Genomic DNA, 19,298 nt, shown 5'->3' with positions numbered 1-19,298 from the left:
CACAAAGATGTAGCAGAAAACAAGCTCTGACTAAAAAGAGTTACTGAATTGTAAAAAAGTAATGATGAATTGTTTAAATGTAAAGTTTAATGCATCAACTATAAAACAGGAATGCACATGTCTACAATAAATTTATTCTCTGGATGTTCTGCAGCGTTGTTATAATAAATTTCAAACGGATCTTTATCACCTTTTTTATACCCATTTTCTGACATCCAAACAAAATTAGATTCCCAAGCCTGTTGAAATTCGTTTGGTGTAATTTCAAATCTTGAAACAATACACTTTCCTGGTTGTATTGTTTTTAAACGCACTTCTCCTTCAACAGTAGTTTCGGTATTTAACACAATTGCTATGCTCGATCTAATATTCTCTGGACTTGTAATTTTTGGACTATCATGATATATAGTAAGCAATCGTAAATTTTCTTGATTCATCAATCCTTTTGGAGCTGCCCATTGAATTAATCTGTTAAAAACTTTTCCAACTTTTTCCATTTCACCTTTATGAGAAATGTATGCCAATTGTAATTCTTCTACGTTTTGTATGGTTGTTTTTCCGTTCATTTTAATCCAATTTAATGCGTTATTTACATTGCAAATGTATTGTTCAAAAGAGACAACAACTTGTCCGTTCTTGCTTTCTGTTTTACAAATCTTGCTATATTTCTCTGGACTTAATTCTTTAAATTCTGCGGGACTAATTCCGTAGAATTTTTTAAACGCTCTAGAGAAAGAGGATAAACTTGTAAAACCAATGATTTCCGAAACTTCTGTAATTGATATTTCTTTTTGGTGAATTAAAAAATTAGCTGCTTTTTCTATTCGTAAACGAGCAATAAAATTATTGACTGTTTCACCTACAACTAAAGAAAAAATTCTATGAAAATGAAAAGGAGAAAAATAGGCTTCTTTGGCAATATCACTCAAAATTAATTTCTCTGAAAGATGTGTTTCTATATACAGAATTGCATTGTTAATTCTAGCAACGTTTTCTTTTCTTACAGATTCTGTATTCATCGTTAAGAAACTAATTTAAGTTCTTTTTCTTGTAAATAAAAAAACACAAATCCGCCTAAAAAATAGAACGAAACATCAACTAAATCTGATGTATATCTTGGATGGAATTTTGGTAACCAATATTCAAATATTACAGAATACATTGCGCATACGTATAAAATATTTCTAAATGATAATTTAAGTTTTGTATTTCCTTTTATTCTTTGAATTACAAATAAACTGATATATAAAACAATCGGAATAATTAAAAAATCGTTTACATAAAACCGAATTATTTTTGGTAAAACAATTTCGCTTTTTTCACACAAGTAAATTCCACTTCCAATTATTACAGAAATTACAACATAATATGTAAGTGTTTTTTTCATCCGGCAGCAACCATTGCTACAAACCAAGCAATTAAACCTCCTATAATATTTAGCATTAACCAAATCGAATGTAAAATCCAGCCAACTATTTTTACAAGAAAAAAAGGATGGTTTCTTAATTTATCTGCAAAATTTAATTTCTCTAGCTTTTTTTTGGCTAAATAAATTTCTTTTTTTTGAACTTGAGTTGCTCTTGCAACTTCCTTTTTTTTATGGGAAATTAACGAATTACAATTTTTACAATATTCTCTATTGGTGTTAAAAACACCGCAATTTGAACATTTTATATGTGAAATAGTTGACAAATCTTGCTATTTAAAAGATTGGTTGTTTTTATTTTTAAAAGGTCTGATAATCAATCTTGATTCTCTATCAAAACGAATATAATTATACACCCAATTTAAAAACACAATTGCTCTGTTTCTAAAACCTATTAAAGAAAATAAGTGCACAAACATCCATACAAACCAAGCAAAAACACCTTGAAATTTCCATCTTTTTAAATCTACAACGGCTTTGTTTCTACCAATTGTTGCCATTGATCCTTTGTCATTATAAACAAATGGCTGTAACGGTTTTGATTTTAATGCTGCTAAAATATTTTTCGCTAATAGTTTTCCTTGTTGCAAAGCTGGTTGCGCCATCATTGGATGTCCGTGTGGAGTTTTCTCAGAACTCATGGCAGCAACATCACCAATCGCAAAAATATTTTTATATCCGTTGATTTTATTAAAAGCATCAACTTTAATTCTGTTTGCTCTTTCAACAATACATTCTTCTTTTAAACCCTTAATAGTTTCACCTTGAACTCCTGCTGCCCAAATTACAGTTGCGGCTTTAAAAACCTCATTTGTGTTGGTTGTTACCAACTCACCATCATAATTGATTACACGCAAATTTTTCCAGATATTTACACCTAAATCAGCTAAAAAATCTTCTGCTTTCTCAGATGCTTTAGCACTCATTGCATCAATCAATCGATCAGAACCCTGAATTACATTGATTTGCATTTCTCTAATGTCTAAATCTGGATAATCTTTTGGCAAAATACCTTTTTTCATCTCTGCTAAAGCACCAGCCAACTCAACTCCCGTTGGTCCGCCACCAACAATAATAAAGTTCATTAATGCTTTTCGGTCTTCAAAATCTGATGTGAGTAAAGCTTCTTCAAAATTTTCTAAGACTAAACTTCTAATATTTAAAGATTGCGGAATACTTTTCATTTCCATTGCATGTTTTTCGATGTTTTTATTACCGAAAAAATTGGTTTTAGAACCTGTTGCCAAAACCAAATAGTCATACTCTAAATTGCCAATTGATGTTTCTATTTCATTTTTTTCTGGATGAATTTTTAACACCTCTGCCAATCTAAAATGATAATATTTTAAATTGTTAAATAATTTTCTGATAGGAAATGCAATAGAATCTGGTTCTAATCCGCCAGTTGCAACTTGGTATAATAATGGTTGAAAAGTGTGGTAATTGTGTTTATCAACTAAAACAACTTGAACTTCTTTTTTTTCTAATCCTTTTGCGAGTGCTAATCCAGCAAAACCTCCACCAACAATTACAACTCTTGGCAAACTAGTTTGTGGTATGTTCATATAATGAATTGTAAAAAATACGATTAATTTCAGTAAAATTTTATGGTATAAATTTACGGAATTATCAACAAATAAAAGCCAAAAGAAATAGGATATGATGTTAAATCTTTATTGATGTTCTAGCTTAATTTCTTGCAAAGTTTTATTAGAATTGATAAAAGTCGTAATTATTTTTTTTTGAAGCACTTCAAGATCCTCTTCAAAATAGTTTGCCCATTTTTTATCTACAAACAACTTTCTAATTTGTGAGACTTTTTTCTGAGCAGTTACTGCAAAAAACAAAAAAACATCTTCTTTATTTGCTTTATGATGAAAATTGACCTGCTTGTTTTTAAAATCAACTGCAATATAGAACTGTTTTTCTGCTTCGTTTAATGCGTAAAAATCTGTCCATTTTGCAAACCCAATATAATCATTTTTACTTTTAATTTTCTCATCAGAAAGTAATCGCCATCTGCAATTTGCAACGCGTCCCCAGTGATTTGATTTTCTGTAAACTCCTTCATCCGTATAAAAATAGAAGCTATTTGATTTGCTTTTATAATGTGTGTTTTCTGGAAACTCAAAGTCAATCACTTTTGTAAATTCACAAAAAGTATGTTTAAAAAAATTGGTTGGATTGTAGCTTTTCAAAATCTGTAATTAAAACGTATTGCGAATGTAATGAAGAAATCAGTTTTATCACAGAAAGAATGCCTCGTTCCTCGCAATGACAAAAATAAAAAACGCAATCAAATTAATGATTGCGTTTTGTTTTATATTTCTGAATCTTATTCCAAAAGGTCTATTTCTTATTCAGAAATATCTGTTTTGAGATCCCGCTTTTCAGCGGGATAAGTTCAATTACGTATTTTGAAAACAAAATACTATTTCACTTACTTCACTTCCTCGAAATCAACGTCTTCAACATTGTCTGCTTGAGCATCGTTTGCTTCTGGTTGACCTTCTGGTGCTCCAGCTCCTGCTTGCGCTTCTTGCTCTGCCTTATACATTTCTTCTGAAGCAGCTTTCCAAGCTTCGTTTATGGTTGACATTGCAGCATCAATTTGTGCAATATCTTTAGATTCGTGTGCAGCTTTTAACTCAACCAATGCAGCTTCAATTGGTGCTTTTTTATCGTCAGATAATTTTTCTCCAAATTCTTTCAATTGCTTTTCAGTTTGAAAAATCATACCGTCTGCTCCATTGATTTTCTCTGCAGTTTCTTTAGCTGCTTTATCTGCATCAGCATTTGCTTCTGCTTCTTGCTTCATTTTTTCGATTTCTTCTTCTGACAATCCAGACGAAGCTTCGATTCTAATCTCGTGAGATTTATTAGTTCCTTTATCTAGCGCAGAAACTTTGATAATTCCGTTTGCATCAATATCAAAAGTTACTTCAATTTGAGGAATTCCTCTTTGTGCTGGTGGCAACCCATCTAAATGAAAACGTCCAATAGTGTTATTATCTGCAGCCATTGCTCTTTCTCCTTGTAAAACATGAATTTCTACTGAAGGTTGATTGTCTACTGCTGTAGAAAACACTTGCGATTTCTTTGTTGGAATTGTTGTATTTGCATCGATTAACTTTGTAAATACATTCCCCATTGTTTCGATTCCTAATGATAAAGGTGTAACGTCTAATAACAATACATCTTTTACATCTCCAGATAAAACTCCACCTTGAATTGCAGCTCCTAAAGCAACAACTTCATCAGGGTTTACTCCTTTACTTGGTGTTTTTCCAAAGAATTTCTCAACTGCTTCTTGTACAGCAGGAATTCTTGTAGAACCTCCAACTAAAATTACTTCATCAATATCACTTTTAGATAAACCTGCCGCTTTTAATGCTGATTCACATGGAGCAATTGTTCTTTTTACTAAATCGTCAATTAATTGCTCAAACTTCGCTTTTGTTAAACTTCTTACTAAGTGTTTTGGTCCACTAGCAGTTGCAGTAACATATGGTAAGTTAATTTCTGTAGAAGCAGAACTAGACAATTCTATTTTCGCCTTTTCAGCAGCTTCTTTTAAACGTTGTAAAGCCATTGGATCTTCTCTTAAATCCATGTTTTCTTCCGCTTTAAATTCTTCTGCTAACCAGTTAATAATTTTTTGATCAACATCATCACCTCCTAAATGTGTATCTCCATCAGTAGACAATACTTCAAAAACTCCGTCTCCTAATTCTAGAATAGAAACATCATGTGTTCCTCCACCAAAATCAAATACAACGATTTTTTGATCAGTTCCTTTTTTATCCATCCCATACGCTAAAGCAGCTGCAGTTGGCTCGTTGATAATTCTACGAACTTGTAAACCTGCAATTTCTCCAGCTTCTTTTGTAGCTTGTCTTTGTGCATCATTAAAATATGCTGGCACTGTAATTACCGCTTCAGTAACATCTTGTCCTAAATAATCTTCAGCAGTTTTTTTCATTTTTTGCAAGATCATTGCAGAAATTTCTTGTGGCGTATATAAACGACCATCAATATCTACTCTTGGTGTATCGTTGTCTCCTTTTACCACTTTATAAGGAACTCTTTCTACTTCTTTTTTAGACTCAGAAAATTTATTCCCCATAAAACGTTTGATAGAATACACTGTTTTTGTAGGATTGGTTACCGCTTGTCTTTTTGCTGGATCACCAACTTTACGTTCTCCACCTTCAACAAACCCAATAATAGATGGTGTTGTTCTTTTTCCTTCTGCGTTAGGAATTACAACTGGCTCATTTCCTTCCATTACGGAAACACATGAATTTGTTGTTCCTAAGTCAATTCCTATAATTTTACTCATAATTGTTATTTATATAATTAATATTGTTATTTCAATTTTACAATTCTCTAATAGTCAATTTGTATGCCATCTCTTTTTAAATAATAAATTGTCAGTTTCTAGGAATCACATTTTAAAAAATATGACAGGTTGACATAAATTCGTGTTTTTGAACATCGTAAAATAAAAGAAATAAAATTTTTCAAATCGACAAATTTTATACATTAGCCAAAAATTTAAGTATGTCGCAATTTATTAGTGTTTTTGATATGTTAAAGATTGGAGTTGGACCATCAAGTTCTCATACTCTTGGACCTTGGCGTGCCGCTCAACTTTGGATAAAAAAATTAAATCTAGAAATTATTACCGATGTTGTTACACATATTAAAGTAGATTTATATGGTTCTCTTTCTTTAACAGGAAAAGGGCATGCAACAGATTTGGCTGTTTTATTAGGTTTAAGCGGAACAGATCCAGAATACATCCCGATTGACTCTATAGATAGTATTATATCAAACATAAAAGAAACTGGCATTTTAAAACTGAACGCTTTAGACGATGTTCCTTATACCGAAAACACCATCACTTTTAATAGAGATTTTTTACCGTTTCACTCTAACGGAATGACCTTTACCGCGTTTCATGATAATAAAGTGCTTTCTAAAGAAACCTACTATTCTATTGGTGGCGGATTTATTGTACAAGAAAATGACAATTTAGAAGACGAAATAGAAATTTCTAAAAAGAATTTTCCTTTTCCAATAAACAGAGCGGCACAACTAGAAGCTTATTGCGAAACAGAGAATAAATTAATTTCTGATATTGTTTTTCTAAATGAACTGGAACTAAAGTCTGCTGATGAAATTGATTTTGAATTGCGTAGAATTTGGGACACGATGTTAGAATGCATGTACATTGGTTGTCATACAGACGGGATTTTACCTGGCGGATTAAACGTAAAACGTAGAGCTCTAAGCATGCATGATAAACTGATTAAAGATAGTTCTTATACAAACCCGAAAGAATGGATTACTGCCATTAGAAGTACTGAAGTAAAATTTAGAGAAATCTTAAAATGGGTAAGTTGTTTTGCGTTGTCTGTAAATGAAGTAAATGCTTCTTTAGGAAGAGTTGTTACAGCACCAACCAACGGAAGTGCTGGTGTAATTCCGGCTGTTTTAATGTATTATTTGGTAATTGAAAACCATGAAGCAGATTTTAATGACATTAGAAAATTCTTATTAACAGCTGGAGAAATTGGAAGTATCTTTAAAAAGAATGCAACTATTTCAGCTGCGATGGGTGGTTGTCAAGCAGAAATTGGAGTTTCTTCTTCAATGGCTGCAGCTGCACTAACTGAAGTTTTAGGTGGAACACCTGCACAATGTTTAGTTGCTGCTGAAATAGCAATGGAACATCACTTAGGTTTAACTTGCGATCCGATTGGCGGTTTGGTTCAAATTCCGTGCATAGAACGCAACGCAATGGGAGCAATTAAAGCAATTAATGCCGCAGAATTAGCTTTGGATACTGACCCAAAAGAAACTAAAGTTCCGTTAGATAAAGTAATTGACACGATGTGGGAAACAGCAAAAGACATGAACAGAAATTATAAAGAAACTTCTGAAGGTGGTTTGGCAATTACGGTTCGTTTAGCCGATTGCTAGATTCAGTTATCAGTTATCAGTTATCAGTTATCAGTTATCAAATTTACAAAATGAATATTGATAATTGTTTAATTGTTAATTGATTCGTTTATCGTGTAAAAACCAATTCTGTTTCGGTAGACCTATTTTCATCAAATCCATAACCATCAATATGAAATCCTTTTAAAGCATCAATAGTTGTTACATTGTTGTCGATAATATAGCGCACCATTAGTCCTCGGGCTTTCTTAGCAAACGTCATAATCGTTTTGTATTGACCATTTCTAAAATCTTTGAAAACTGGCGTAATCATGGGCACTTTTAAAACTTTTTGATTCACTGATTTAAAATATTCTGAACTTGCTAAATTAATGAACAAATCACCATCTGTTAATTCTTCATTTAAAGCTTCGGCAATTTTATCTCCCCAAAATTGGTACAAGTTTTCTGTCCGTCCAACTTTTAACTTTTTTCCCATTTCTAGTCGATATGCTTGTATCAAATCTAATGGCTTCAGCAAACCATACAATCCAGAAAGAATGCGCAAACGATCTTGCAACAACGGAATTTTATCAGAATCTAAAGTGTGTACATCAATTCCTCTAAAAACTTCTCCTGTAAATGCAAAAATGGCTTGTTTAGAATTATCTGGTGTAAATGGCAAACTCCAATTTTGATTGCGTTCATAGTTTAGTGCAGCTAGATCATCCGAAATCCCCATAAAATCAGACAGTTTTTTTCTAGATAAGGTTTTTAATTTCTTATTTAATTTTATAGAATCATCTAAAAATTGTGGTTGAGAATGCAAACTCGTTGGGACTTTACTTTCAAAATCTAATGACTTTGCTGGAGATATAATGATTTTCATATATTTTCTTATTGATGAAGTAAAAATACAATTCAAAAAAAGAATTATCAAAATTTTAAAAACTTTTATCTTTATTTTAGAATAAGATTAATTGATTGTTTTTCAAAAAAAACTATCTTTAAAATTAAAAAATCTCAAATTCCATTTACCTTTACATAGAAATACAAAAACTTTCATGAACTTAACCATTGAAAACATTTTATTAGTTGGCTCTCTTTTGCTTTTTTTAAGTATTGTCGTTGGTAAGACATCGTATAAATTTGGCGTTCCAACATTAATTCTTTTCTTAACAATTGGAATGCTGGCAGGTTCTGACGGAATTATCGGCATTCGTTTTAATGACCCAAAAGTTGCGCAGTTTATTGGTATTGTTTCGCTGAATTTTATTTTATTTTCTGGAGGATTAAACACACAATGGTCTAGTGTAAAACCAATATTAAAGGAAGGGCTTGCTTTATCGACTCTTGGCGTTTTACTTACGGCTGTTTCGGTTGGTATCTTTGTTTGGCATGTTACCGATTTTACAATTTACGAAAGCATGTTGTTAGGCTCTATTGTATCTTCCACAGATGCAGCCGCCGTTTTTTCGATTCTTAGATCTAAAAATTTGGCTTTAAGAAAAAACTTAAGACCTACTTTAGAATTAGAAAGCGGAAGTAATGATCCGATGGCTTATGTGTTAACAATTGCTTTTTTAAGCTTGGTTGTAAATCAAGATCAAGGGTTACTTTCTGTGATTCCATTGTTTTTTCAACAAATGATTTTTGGCGCCATTGCAGGTTTTGGTTTTGGTAAATTAAGTGAGCTTATTATTAATAAAATAAAACTTGGCTTTGAAGGTTTATATCCTGTTTTAGCAATTGCTTTAATGTTTATTACTTTTTCCGCTACAGATTTTGTAGGTGGAAATGGATTTCTTGCCATTTATATTTGTGCTGTTTATTTAGGAAATCAAGATTTGATTCACAAGAAAACCATTTTAAAAATGTATGATGGTTTGGCTTGGTTGATGGAAATTGTATTGTTTCTTACTTTAGGATTACTTGTTTTTCCTACGCAAGTCTTTCCGTTTATGGGAATTGGATTATTAATCTCTTTGTTTTTAATTATCATTGCGCGGCCTGTTGCCGTGTTTATCAGTTTACTATTCTTTAAAATGAAACTTCGTAGGCGTTTTTATATTTCTTGGGTTGGTTTACGTGGTGCGGTTCCAATTGTGTTTGCAACGTATCCGCTTTTAGCGGGAATTGAACAAGCTAATAATATTTTTAACATTGTCTTTTTTATTTCTGTGACTTCTGTATTAATTCAAGGAACAACGTTATCTATTGTTGCAAAATGGCTAAATGTTGCATCGCCAGATAAGAAAAAAATTCTTACCGATTTAGATAAATTTATTTCTGACTCACCAAAAACTACGATGAAAGAATTTGAAATATCTCCAACTTGTTATGCCGCTAACAAGAAGATTATAGAATTAAAATTTCCGAGAAACGCTATTATTGCAATGATTAAAAGAAATGATAAATTTTTAACTCCAAACGGCTCAACAGTTATTGAAGCAAATGACACACTTGTTGTCCTTTCTGAAAGTCAAGAAGGAATTGACAGTGTTAATTTTTGCTTAAATAAAACTGCTATTTAATTTTGTTATTTACTTTTACAGCATGAAAAAATATTTGCACTTTTGGGGATTAGCTTTGCTAATTATATGTTACTCTTTTTCAAAAGGGATTACACACACAAATGCAACCAATATTAAACACAACGAGGTTTCTTCTTTTTCTAAAGAAAAACCTTCTTCTGTTGTTTCTGTTTTTTCTTACGCAATTCAAGTATCTGAAGTAACGATAAATCAATCTGGTGGAAATCTTTATACTCCTACTTCTGAAGAACAAACTGCTAAGCCTTTTGCAACAAACAAATCACTAGAACAGTTTATTCAGTTTCAGTTTTATCAATACACTAATACAGCTAAAAATTTTCTTTTTCAACAAAGAAAATCTGACTTAATTTTTCCTTTTCATTACCATTGGTAATTGATGTAAAAAATAGCAAAACTTAGCTATTCACATCATCTTTAAGGCGCTATAAATTCTTATTCGCCTACTTAACTATATATACATTTAATAAAATTAAACTAATGAATTCAGGAAGCATCTTGGTTGGTGTTGTTTTAGTGCTTATTTGTACTGCACCATTTATAATTTTAAATCAACAACGAAAAAGGAAGAAAAATAATAGATTAAAAACAATTAATTATGAAGCAAATAAACTTCAATGCAAAATTGATACACATGAGTTTTGTGGAAATTATCTTATTGGAATAGATAGTAATAAAAAGGTTGTGTTTTTTAATAAAGAACTCAAAGAACAACCAGAAGAAAATACTATTGAACTTTCTTTATATAAAAAATGTTACATCAACACTCAGTATATAAATTTAAAGACAAAAGATCACAGTTTTAAAGAAATTGAAACCTTGTCTTTAGCTTTTATTCCGATAGTTAAAAACAAACCCGAAGTAAAATTAGAATTTTACAATACAGATATTAATATGATGCTTAGTGGCGAATTAGCTTCTATTAAAAAATGGGAAAACAGAATCAATGAACTACTAGTAACAAAAGCATAAAACTACAAAACCCTACAATTAGAATTGTAGGGTTTTGTTTTATATAACAATATGTAATTGAGATTCTTAATTTAACTTGTTTCTAAACTCTTTTTTAGATAACTTCGTTAACGTTTGATATAACGAATTAAAACTTGCCACATCATTTAAGTTAGCGAAACCTCTAAATTTCGTCTTTAGAATTAATGGTATAGGTCCTCCATTTTTCTAAACAATCTGCAATATCTTGCGGAACCTCAGAATTAAAACGCATAAATTCACCTGTGGTTGGATGTGTAAACCCGAGTGTTTTTGCATGTAATGCTTGTCTTGGCAATGTTTTAAAACAGTTCTGTACAAATTGCTTGTATTTGGTAAAGGTGGTTCCTTTTAAAATATCATCTCCACCATAACGTTCATCATTAAATAACGTATGTCCGATATGTTTAAAATGCGCTCTAATTTGATGTGTTCTTCCGGTTTCTAATTTACATTGCACCAACGTTACATAGGTTAACCGTTCTAACACTTTATAATGTGTAACGGCGTGTTTTCCAAAATCTCCTTCAGGAAAAACATCCATTTGCAAACGGTTTTTAAAACTACGTCCGATATTCCCTTCAATGGTTCCTTCATCTTCTTCAACATTTCCCCAAACCAACGCATAATACAAACGTTCTGTAGTTCGGTCAAAAAACTGTTTTGACAAATGCGCCATGGCAAATTCGGTTTTTGCAACTACTAATAATCCGCTTGTATCTTTATCAATTCTATGTACCAAACCTGGGCGTTCGTTAGAATTGGTTGGTAAATTTTCTATGTGATGAATCAATCCGTTAACCAACGTACCCGAATAATTTCCGTGTCCTGGATGCACCACCATTCCTGGGGGTTTATTCACAACAATTACAGTATCATCTTCATAAATAATATCTAACGGAATGTTTTCTGCAACCAATAAGTTTTCTGCTGGCGGATGTGCTAACACCACACGAACAACATCATGTGGTTTTACTTTGTAATTCGATTTTACGACAACATCATTTACTAAAACATTTCCTGCTTTTGCAGCTTGTTGCACTTTATTACGCGTTGCATTCTCTACGAAATTCATTAAATATTTATCCACCCTTAAAGGTTCTTGACCTTCGCTAGCGGTAAATCTAAAATGTTCGTATAATTCGTCGTTTTCTAAATCTGTATTTTCTTCTTGCATAAAAGTTGTGCTGTATTATTTTTAGTGAAATTCTTCACTTATTTTAGTTAACAACTGCAAATTGATAATTGATAATTGATAATTGATAACTGAACCTACTGTTTCCCGTCACCCAAAATCAAATCAATTACCGAGTTTTTTTGTAGTTTTTCACCAGGTTTTAATCTTCTTCCTTTGTGTTTCATTCCTCTAACAACATCTTTACCAATATCTCTTACATAAGAATATTCTCCCATTCTAAATCCAATAGAAAGCAAATGTGTTCTTGCTTGCCTTTTTGTTCTTCCGTTTAAATCTGGTATTACAACATCGTTGTATTTAGAAGGATTTACCGTTAAATAAATCTTTCTTTTTTCTTTTACAAAATCTCCAGCTTCAGGATTTTGCTCTATGACTGATTTATTTGGGTATTCTGGATTGTATCTTGTAGAATCTAATACGATAAAAGTTAAATCTAATGCTTCTAATTTTTTAGAAACTTCTGATAATTCCATTTTACTTAAATCTGGAACTTCAATTTTTTGATCGTGATTGGTTGTAAAACCAAGCCACCATTTTAATACAAAAACCAACAATAAAGATGCAACCACTACAAATGCAATTTGTTTAAAAAAAATGGTACTCTTCATAAATTTAAAAATACTCATGATCAATTTTTTAAGAACAACAAAGATATAAAACCAAACGTTAGTCTTTCTATTTATATTTTGATAAATTTGTTAATACATTTTTAATTTTTACAAGTGAAAAAAAATATTGCCATTATCATGGGAGGTTACTCTTCCGAAGTAAACATTTCATTAAAAAGTGGTGGAGTTGTATACAAAAACTTGGATCGGGAAAAATACAATCCGTTTAAAGTTCATATTTTAAAAGAAAAATGGGTTGTTGTTGATGATAATGATGCTGAATATCCAATTGATAAAAATGATTTTTCTTTTACTTATGGCGGAGCAAAAATCACTTTTGATTGTGTTTTTAACGCCATTCATGGCGCGCCTGGAGAAAACGGAGAACTGCTTGCTTATTTTCAATTAATCGGAATAAAACACACGTCTGCTCCTTTTTATCAAATGGCTTTAACCTTTAATAAAAGAGATTGTTTAAGCGTTGTAAAACACTACGGAATTCCTGTTGCCGCTTCAGTTTACCTAAATAGAGGCGATGTTATACATACAGATAAAATCATTGCAAAAGTTGGTTTACCCTGTTTTATAAAACCCAACAACGCAGGTTCTAGTTTCGGAATTTCAAAAGCGTATTCGGCTGAAGAAATTATTGTAGGAATCGAAAAAGCATACAAAGAAGATGCTGAAATTTTAATAGAGAGTTTTTTAGACGGGCGCGAAGTTTCCGTTGGTGTAATTCAGTACAAAGGAGAAATTAAAGTATTGCCAATAACTGAAATTAAAACAGAAAACGATTTCTTTGATTACCAAGCAAAATACGAAGGCAAATCTCAAGAAATAACTCCAGCCGATTTACCAGAAGGTGTTGCAAAAAAAATAAGGAAAGTTGCCCAAAAAGTATATCAAGTTTTAAATATGAGCGGATTTTCTCGCTCAGAATATATTTTAGTTGATGGCGAACCACATTTTTTAGAAATGAACACGGTTCCTGGTTTAACTAACGAAAGTTTATTACCTCAACAAGCTAAAGAAGCCAATATTAGCTTGCCAGACTTATTTGGCAATGCGATAGAATCTTGTTTTGTATAGAGACAAGACTTTTTGAAACAAGAAAATGAAAAGATATAACTTTAAAAAGTGATATCTTTGGAAAGAAAGTGTAGGTTTAGTAGCAAAACATCATGACTCAAAAATTAAATAAAAAAGCAATTTTTCCTGGATCTTTTGATCCAATAACGTTAGGACATATAGATATTATCAAAAGAGGAATTTCTTTGTTTGATGAAATTGTCATCGCCATCGGAATCAATTCCGAAAAAAAATACATGTTCTCACTTGAAGAGCGTAAAAAATTTATTGAGGATGCTTTTTCTACAGAAGATAAAATTACCGTAGAAACCTATACTGGTTTAACAGTTGATTACTGTACATCTATCAACGCAAACTTTATTTTACGTGGTTTACGAAATCCAACTGATTTTGAATTTGAAAAAGCCATTGCACAAACCAATGGAAAGTTGTCAAATATCGAGAGTGTGTTTTTATTAACGAGCGCAGAAACTTCTTTTATCAGTTCTACAATTGTTAGAGATATTCTTAAAAATGGTGGAGACGCTTCTATTTTATTACCTAAATCTGTATCAGGTTATTTAAATAAAAAATAAATTTCTAGTAAACAGCTTCTTCTAAAACCTGCTGATTTTCTTCAACAAAACTCTCCAATACTTTAAAGAAATTTAAAATATCTTCTTTGGTATTTGTTGCGTTTATAGTAACCAATCTTATAAAAGTATCTTCTTTGAAATCTCCAAATCCAACAACGGTAATTTGATGCTCATACAATAACGTACACAATGTTTTTGGATCAATATCTTTATAATTAAAGCAAATTGAAACTGAATCCTCAAAACTATACACCGTGTAATCTGGGTGATTTGCAACATAATTTCTAGCAATATCTGCCAAATAAAATTGCTGATCTACAATTTTTTCTATTCCATTTGTTCCAATAGATTTCCACAATGTCCAAAATTTCAACGCGTCATTTCTTCGTCCACACTGAAAAGAAGTTTTTCCTAAGTTAAAATCATCTCCATCTGTTTGATATAAATAATCTGCATCATTGCTAAAAGAATTGTGAAGATGCTTTTTATCTTTCACTAAAATAACGGAACAGGTCAAAGGTGTTCCAATCATTTTATGTGCGTTATAACTAAAAGAATCCGATTTTTCTATTCCTTTTAACAAATGTCTTTTTGTATCACTAAAGATAACAGAACCACAATATGCGCCGTCTACATGCAACCAAATAGCGTATTTTTTAGTAATTTCTGCAATTTTATCTATCGGATCAAAAGCTCCTAAAACAGTTGTTCCTGCAGTTGCATTAACAAAAGTAGGAATGTGTCCATTTTTAATATCAAGTTGTATTTGTGCTTCTAATTTAGCCGGACTCATTCGTCCTTTTTCATCAGCTTCTATATATCGAATATTGCCTTTTCCTATGCCTGCAAAACTTGCGTTTTTTGCATTAGAATAGTGAGATTCTTTAGAAGTATACACAACTAATGGTTTTGACATTCCGTTTTCTTTACAATCTGGATCTTTTGCGTCTCTTGCCATCATCAACGCCATATAGTTACTCATCGATCCTCCAGTAGGAATGGTTCCGTTGCTCTGTGATCCATAACCAATCAAATCACACGATTGTCTTATAATTTCTTGTTCAATTCCAACTTGCGGACCAGCAACTTTGTACGTATACATACTGTTGTTTAACAAAACAGCCAATAAATCTCCTAAAATTGCTTTGCTTTGTCTTCCGCCAAATAATTGATTGAAAAACAAATTTGTTGCCGTTTTTGGTGTAGCAACAAGTACATCTTTCAATACTTTCTTAAACGCATCGTCTACCAACGCATTTTTTTGAAGCGACAAATCTATAGTGTCATATAAAACAGTTGAATCAATGCGTTTTGCAACCGGATGATTTTTTTCTTCGTTTAATAAAACTTCAACTAGTTCATTAAAAAGGATTAAATCATTACTTAATTCAGACATATATTTTCTTCTTTTTGGGTTTTTGTTTGCACTACTTCTTCGACGTTATCATAACACAACTCCTTACGAACAAATTTATTTTTTTTTGAATCGTAGACATTGCAATTCTTAATTGGTTTTGCATATAAATGCAACGACATGCTTCTTTTGTTTGATGTGTTTTCTAAGTTATGAAACCCCATAAAATCAATCATATAAGAAACATCACCTGCTTTTGTCTTTGTAGTTTTAATGATATGTAACTCGCCATTTTCACTTTCTTTATACACATTTTCTTTAAATTCTCCTTCAACAAAATACACCCAACATTCTTCTCCTCCATGATCGTGAATTGCAGTAATTTGTTCTTTTTCCCAACAAATTAATATCAGTTCAAAGTGTTCATTTTCAACAATACAGTTTCGAGTATAACAAGTTTTAGACCAATTTGCATGTTTTTCAAATTCTGCAATGGGTAGCTTCATCGATTTTAAAATAGCTGTGTAATTTGTCCTCTCTTCTTCATCTAAAACTTGAATAAGTTCCGAAAAGGTTTGCAGTGAATTTTGTGTGTTTTTTGTAGATTCCAATGAGTTTTGGGTGTTTTTTGTATTAAATCAAAGGAAAAACCCCTGTTTTTAGCATTCTTGCTAAGATACCTTTTTTGAAACTTTTAAACGAGTAATTCAGAAAAAATCCTTTTTAATTTTTATTGAAATCATGAAAAAACTAAAAAATCAATCAACAAAAACATGCACTATGCTCAATTTATTAAAAAGTTAAATTCTATTAAATTCTATCCTTTTTTTAAAAAAGTAGTAACTTAGTAAACACAAAAAAAAATCAACCATTTGAAAACACTCACAATTAACGGAAAAAACCATAACCTAGAAGCACAAGACGACATGCCTTTGTTGTGGGCGATTAGAGATATTATTGGTTTAACAGGAACAAAATATGGCTGCGGAGTTAGTCAATGTGGCGCGTGTTCAATTTTAATCGATGGCGAGGTAGTTCGTTCTTGTAGTTTACCTGTAAGTTATGGCGTTGGAAAACAAATTACAACCATAGAAGGTAAAACAGACAATTTAGAAATCCTTAGAAAAGCTTGGGAAGAAATTAATGTTCCGCAGTGTGGTTATTGTCAATCTGGACAATTAATTGCCGCAACTGCTTTGTTAGACACTAATTCTAATCCAACAGATCAAGATATTGATGACGCAATGAGCGGAAATATTTGTAGATGCGGAACCTATCCTAGAATTAAAAAAGCAATTCACACAGCAGTAAAACTTAAAAACAAATAGATATGGAAGGTATGCAAAATATGAGCCGTAGAAATTTCGTAAAAGTTTTTGGCTTGGCTTCTGGAGGATTAATTATTGGATGCCAATTTACCTCAGGAAATGAAATTGTTAGAATTGATGACGGAACAACTTTTACTCCGAATTTATTTGTACAATTAAAAAAAGATGGAAAGTTAATTTTAGTGTGTTCTCGATCAGAAATGGGACAAGGCATTAGAACTTCATTAACTTCTGCAATTGCTGATGAAATGGATGCTGATTGGAAATATGTTTCTGTAGAACAAGCAACTGGTGATAAAAAATTCGGAAATCAAAATACTGATGGTTCTCGTAGTGTAAGAACTATTTTAGAACCGATGCGTAAAATGGGCGCAACTGCAAAAGCAATGTTAATTGCTGCTGCTGCAAAAAAATGGAAAGTTTCTACGACGGATTGTAAGGCTGAAATGCATTATGTTATCAATAGAAACAACAATAAAAAACTCTTTTTTGGTGATTTAGTTGAAGCTGCAATGCAAGTTGAAATCCCTAAAGATGTAAGGCTTAAGGACAAAAAAGACTTTAATTATATTGGTAAAGCTTTAAAAAGTATCGACATCAATCATTTTACACATGGATCTGCCATATACGGATTGGATGCTCGTTTACCAAATATGAAATTTGCAACAGTTGCTCGTTGTCCGTCTGCTTTCGGAACCGTAAAAAGTTTTGATAAAACCGATGCGCTTAAAGTTGCTGGAGTTTTGGATGTTGTTGAATTAGAACAAGTAAAAAGTCCATTCGGAATGTTTGGCGGAGTTGCAGTAATTGCAACAAATACTTGGGCAGCAATACAAGGAAAAAATAAATTAGATGTTACTTGGAATCATGGTAAAAACGGACAATATGATAGTAAAAAGTACATGCAAAAAATTACCAATCGTGTACATAATAAAGGGAAAATTGTTCCTCCAACTACAGGAAATGTAAATGAGGCTTTTTCTAAAGCTTCTAAAATTGTTGAAGCCACCTATCAATTACCTCATTTAGCACATGCTCCGATGGAAACACCAAATGCTTTAGCTTGGGTTCATGACGGAAAATGTGATGTATGGGCACCATTACAAGACCCGCAAACTGCAAGAACAGATGTTGCCGCCTTTTTGGGAATCAAAGAAAAAGAGGTAACCATTAATGTTACTTTTTTAGGCGGTGGATTTGGAAGAAAATCGAAACCAGATTTTGTAAATGAAGCTGTTGCTTTGTCTAAAAAAATGAATGCTCCGGTTCAAGTAGTTTGGACACGAGAAGATGATATACAAAATAGTTATTACCACACCACAAATGCACAATATTTAAAAGCTTCGTTAGATAAAAACGGAACAGTAACCGGTTGGTTACACAGAACTGCTTTTCCTTCTATCAACTCAACTTTTGTAGCCGGAGTAAATTATGCTGCTGGATGGGAAATTGGACAAGGAATGAATAACAATCCGTTTGAAATAGAAAATACTCGTTATGAAAATGCCAAAGCCGAATCGCATGTAAGAATTGGTTGGCTGCGTTCTGTTTGTGCTATTTTTCACAGTTTCGGAATCAATTCTTTTGTTGATGAACTGGCTGATAAAGCTAAAAAAGACCCCTTACAATTTAAACTAGATTTAATTGGAAAAGATAGAATTAGAGAAGAAAATTCTCCACATCCATTAAATACAAACCGTTTAAAAAATGTAATGAACATTGCTGCTAAAAAAGCCAATTGGGGAAGAAATTTACCTGAAGGTCATGGTTTAGGAATTGCTTTTTATTATAGTTTTTATAGTTATGTTGCAACTGTTGTTGAAGTTTCAGTTACCAACAATAAAGTAAAACTCCATAATATTTGGTCCGTTTTAGATTGCGGAATGGTTCTTAACAAAAACAATGTCTTAAATCAAATGGAAGGAGCTGCTGTTTTTGGAACATCGATTGCATTACACGGAAAAATCACAGCAAAAGATGGCAAAATTGAACAAAGTAATTTCCACGATTATAAAATGGCAAGAATGAATGATATTCCGCCAATAGATATTACTCTTATTGAAAGTGATGAAGCTCCAACCGGAGTCGGAGAACCTGGAGTTCCGCCAATTGCTCCAGCAATTACAAATGCCATTTTTAACGCAACAGGAAAAAGATATCGTTCTTTACCTTTGTCAGATCATGGATTGGTATAATTACAACACAATGTCATTTCGAGTGATTTTCTGCCAG

General features: G+C 32.0%; 19 protein-coding genes. 8 read left to right on the top strand and 11 right to left on the bottom strand.

Annotated elements, in window-relative coordinates:
* Positions 1 to 98: 98 nt before the first annotated feature.
* The 6 genes from ACEWL1_RS10275 to dnaK all read right to left on the bottom strand — a co-directional run bounded on the left by ACEWL1_RS10275 (position 99) and on the right by dnaK (position 5,768).
* Complete coding sequence (locus ACEWL1_RS10275) at positions 99 to 1,019, bottom strand: AraC family transcriptional regulator (RefSeq protein ID WP_409233218.1); 921 nt, start codon at positions 1,017 to 1,019, stop codon at positions 99 to 101.
* A 2-nt stretch (positions 1,020 to 1,021) separates the two neighbouring features.
* A complete protein-coding gene (locus ACEWL1_RS10270; protein ID WP_409233217.1) occupies positions 1,022 to 1,387 on the bottom strand; it encodes a hypothetical protein in 366 nt (121 codons plus the stop codon).
* Positions 1,384 to 1,692 (bottom strand): hypothetical protein, encoded by a 309-nt coding sequence (locus tag ACEWL1_RS10265; RefSeq protein ID WP_409233216.1) that lies wholly within the window; start codon positions 1,690 to 1,692, stop codon positions 1,384 to 1,386. The genes ACEWL1_RS10270 and ACEWL1_RS10265 overlap by 4 nt, the downstream gene beginning before the upstream one ends.
* A 6-nt stretch (positions 1,693 to 1,698) precedes the next feature.
* Positions 1,699 to 2,991, bottom strand: a complete 1,293-nt coding sequence (locus ACEWL1_RS10260) for an NAD(P)/FAD-dependent oxidoreductase (RefSeq protein WP_409233215.1) — start codon at positions 2,989 to 2,991, stop codon at positions 1,699 to 1,701.
* A gap of 108 nt (positions 2,992 to 3,099) precedes the next feature.
* Positions 3,100 to 3,624: a hypothetical protein gene (locus ACEWL1_RS10255; RefSeq protein WP_409233214.1), complete on the bottom strand. Its 525-nt coding sequence runs from the start codon at positions 3,622 to 3,624 to the stop codon at positions 3,100 to 3,102.
* A 242-nt stretch (positions 3,625 to 3,866) separates the two neighbouring features.
* Positions 3,867 to 5,768 carry a molecular chaperone DnaK gene (gene dnaK / locus ACEWL1_RS10250; protein ID WP_409233213.1) on the bottom strand — a complete coding sequence of 634 codons (1,902 nt, stop codon included), beginning with the start codon at positions 5,766 to 5,768 and terminating at the stop codon, positions 3,867 to 3,869.
* A gap of 221 nt (positions 5,769 to 5,989) precedes the next feature.
* Between dnaK and ACEWL1_RS10245 the strand changes: the two genes are divergently transcribed.
* Positions 5,990 to 7,414, top strand: coding sequence for an L-serine ammonia-lyase (locus tag ACEWL1_RS10245; protein ID WP_409233212.1), 1,425 nt, complete (start codon positions 5,990 to 5,992; stop codon positions 7,412 to 7,414).
* Positions 7,415 to 7,502: 88 nt separating this feature from the next.
* Here ACEWL1_RS10245 and yaaA read toward each other — a convergent pair whose 3' ends face one another.
* Complete coding sequence (gene yaaA / locus ACEWL1_RS10240) at positions 7,503 to 8,261, bottom strand: peroxide stress protein YaaA (protein ID WP_409233211.1); 759 nt, start codon at positions 8,259 to 8,261, stop codon at positions 7,503 to 7,505.
* A 175-nt stretch (positions 8,262 to 8,436) separates the two neighbouring features.
* On the opposite strand from yaaA, the gene ACEWL1_RS10235 reads away from it, so the two are divergent.
* The 3 genes from ACEWL1_RS10235 to ACEWL1_RS10225 all read left to right on the top strand — a co-directional run bounded on the left by ACEWL1_RS10235 (position 8,437) and on the right by ACEWL1_RS10225 (position 10,896).
* Positions 8,437 to 9,906, top strand: a complete 1,470-nt coding sequence (locus tag ACEWL1_RS10235) for a potassium/proton antiporter (protein ID WP_409233210.1) — start codon at positions 8,437 to 8,439, stop codon at positions 9,904 to 9,906.
* 22 nt (positions 9,907 to 9,928) lie between these two features.
* Complete coding sequence (locus ACEWL1_RS10230) at positions 9,929 to 10,300, top strand: hypothetical protein (protein ID WP_409233209.1); 372 nt, start codon at positions 9,929 to 9,931, stop codon at positions 10,298 to 10,300.
* 104 nt (positions 10,301 to 10,404) lie between these two features.
* Complete coding sequence (locus ACEWL1_RS10225; RefSeq protein WP_409233208.1) at positions 10,405 to 10,896, top strand: hypothetical protein; 492 nt, start codon at positions 10,405 to 10,407, stop codon at positions 10,894 to 10,896.
* 163 nt (positions 10,897 to 11,059) lie between these two features.
* Here ACEWL1_RS10225 and ACEWL1_RS10220 read toward each other — a convergent pair whose 3' ends face one another.
* Complete coding sequence (locus tag ACEWL1_RS10220) at positions 11,060 to 12,091, bottom strand: RluA family pseudouridine synthase (protein ID WP_409233207.1); 1,032 nt, start codon at positions 12,089 to 12,091, stop codon at positions 11,060 to 11,062.
* 95 nt (positions 12,092 to 12,186) lie between these two features.
* Entirely contained in the window at positions 12,187 to 12,738 is a 552-nt protein-coding gene (locus ACEWL1_RS10215; RefSeq protein WP_409233206.1) for a PASTA domain-containing protein, read from the bottom strand.
* A 96-nt stretch (positions 12,739 to 12,834) separates the two neighbouring features.
* Here ACEWL1_RS10215 and ACEWL1_RS10210 point away from each other — a divergent pair, with 96 nt between their 5' ends.
* Both ACEWL1_RS10210 and coaD read left to right on the top strand, forming a co-directional pair.
* Positions 12,835 to 13,809, top strand: a complete 975-nt coding sequence (locus ACEWL1_RS10210) for a D-alanine--D-alanine ligase (RefSeq protein WP_409233205.1) — start codon at positions 12,835 to 12,837, stop codon at positions 13,807 to 13,809.
* Positions 13,810 to 13,901: 92 nt separating this feature from the next.
* Positions 13,902 to 14,384: a pantetheine-phosphate adenylyltransferase gene (gene coaD, locus ACEWL1_RS10205; protein ID WP_409233204.1), complete on the top strand. Its 483-nt coding sequence runs from the start codon at positions 13,902 to 13,904 to the stop codon at positions 14,382 to 14,384.
* 4 nt (positions 14,385 to 14,388) lie between these two features.
* Here coaD and ACEWL1_RS10200 read toward each other — a convergent pair whose 3' ends face one another.
* Both ACEWL1_RS10200 and ACEWL1_RS10195 read right to left on the bottom strand, forming a co-directional pair.
* On the bottom strand, positions 14,389 to 15,780 hold the full coding sequence (locus tag ACEWL1_RS10200; RefSeq protein ID WP_409233203.1) for a pyridoxal phosphate-dependent decarboxylase family protein: 1,392 nt from the start codon (positions 15,778 to 15,780) through the stop codon (positions 14,389 to 14,391).
* A complete protein-coding gene (locus ACEWL1_RS10195) occupies positions 15,768 to 16,349 on the bottom strand; it encodes a cysteine dioxygenase (protein ID WP_409233202.1) in 582 nt (193 codons plus the stop codon). Before ACEWL1_RS10195 ends, ACEWL1_RS10200 begins: the two co-directional genes overlap by 13 nt.
* A gap of 261 nt (positions 16,350 to 16,610) precedes the next feature.
* Here ACEWL1_RS10195 and ACEWL1_RS10190 point away from each other — a divergent pair, with 261 nt between their 5' ends.
* Positions 16,611 to 17,066 carry a (2Fe-2S)-binding protein gene (locus ACEWL1_RS10190; RefSeq protein ID WP_409233201.1) on the top strand — a complete coding sequence of 152 codons (456 nt, stop codon included), beginning with the start codon at positions 16,611 to 16,613 and terminating at the stop codon, positions 17,064 to 17,066.
* Positions 17,067 to 17,086: 20 nt separating this feature from the next.
* Positions 17,087 to 19,261, top strand: coding sequence for a xanthine dehydrogenase family protein molybdopterin-binding subunit (locus ACEWL1_RS10185; RefSeq protein ID WP_409233200.1), 2,175 nt, complete (start codon positions 17,087 to 17,089; stop codon positions 19,259 to 19,261).
* Positions 19,262 to 19,298 lie beyond the last annotated feature (37 nt).

The organism is Polaribacter gochangensis (genome assembly GCF_046224025.1).
GTDB classification, from domain to species: Bacteria; Bacteroidota; Bacteroidia; order Flavobacteriales; family Flavobacteriaceae; genus Polaribacter; species Polaribacter gochangensis.
This window is presented reverse-complemented; position numbering and strand designations above follow the sequence as displayed.

Coding starts and splice junctions, on each gene's coding strand:
- ACEWL1_RS10275 (WP_409233218.1), bottom strand. CDS start 1,019: ATGAATACAGAATCTGTAAGAAAAGAAAACGTTGCTAGAATTAACAAT.
- ACEWL1_RS10270 (WP_409233217.1), bottom strand. CDS start 1,387: ATGAAAAAAACACTTACATATTATGTTGTAATTTCTGTAATAATTGGA.
- ACEWL1_RS10260 (WP_409233215.1), bottom strand. CDS start 2,991: ATGAACATACCACAAACTAGTTTGCCAAGAGTTGTAATTGTTGGTGGA.
- dnaK (WP_409233213.1), bottom strand. CDS start 5,768: ATGAGTAAAATTATAGGAATTGACTTAGGAACAACAAATTCATGTGTT.
- ACEWL1_RS10245 (WP_409233212.1), top strand. CDS start 5,990: ATGTCGCAATTTATTAGTGTTTTTGATATGTTAAAGATTGGAGTTGGA.
- yaaA (WP_409233211.1), bottom strand. CDS start 8,261: ATGAAAATCATTATATCTCCAGCAAAGTCATTAGATTTTGAAAGTAAA.
- ACEWL1_RS10235 (WP_409233210.1), top strand. CDS start 8,437: ATGAACTTAACCATTGAAAACATTTTATTAGTTGGCTCTCTTTTGCTT.
- ACEWL1_RS10230 (WP_409233209.1), top strand. CDS start 9,929: ATGAAAAAATATTTGCACTTTTGGGGATTAGCTTTGCTAATTATATGT.
- ACEWL1_RS10225 (WP_409233208.1), top strand. CDS start 10,405: ATGAATTCAGGAAGCATCTTGGTTGGTGTTGTTTTAGTGCTTATTTGT.
- ACEWL1_RS10220 (WP_409233207.1), bottom strand. CDS start 12,091: ATGCAAGAAGAAAATACAGATTTAGAAAACGACGAATTATACGAACAT.
- ACEWL1_RS10215 (WP_409233206.1), bottom strand. CDS start 12,738: ATGAGTATTTTTAAATTTATGAAGAGTACCATTTTTTTTAAACAAATT.
- coaD (WP_409233204.1), top strand. CDS start 13,902: ATGACTCAAAAATTAAATAAAAAAGCAATTTTTCCTGGATCTTTTGAT.
- ACEWL1_RS10200 (WP_409233203.1), bottom strand. CDS start 15,780: ATGTCTGAATTAAGTAATGATTTAATCCTTTTTAATGAACTAGTTGAA.
- ACEWL1_RS10185 (WP_409233200.1), top strand. CDS start 17,087: ATGAGCCGTAGAAATTTCGTAAAAGTTTTTGGCTTGGCTTCTGGAGGA.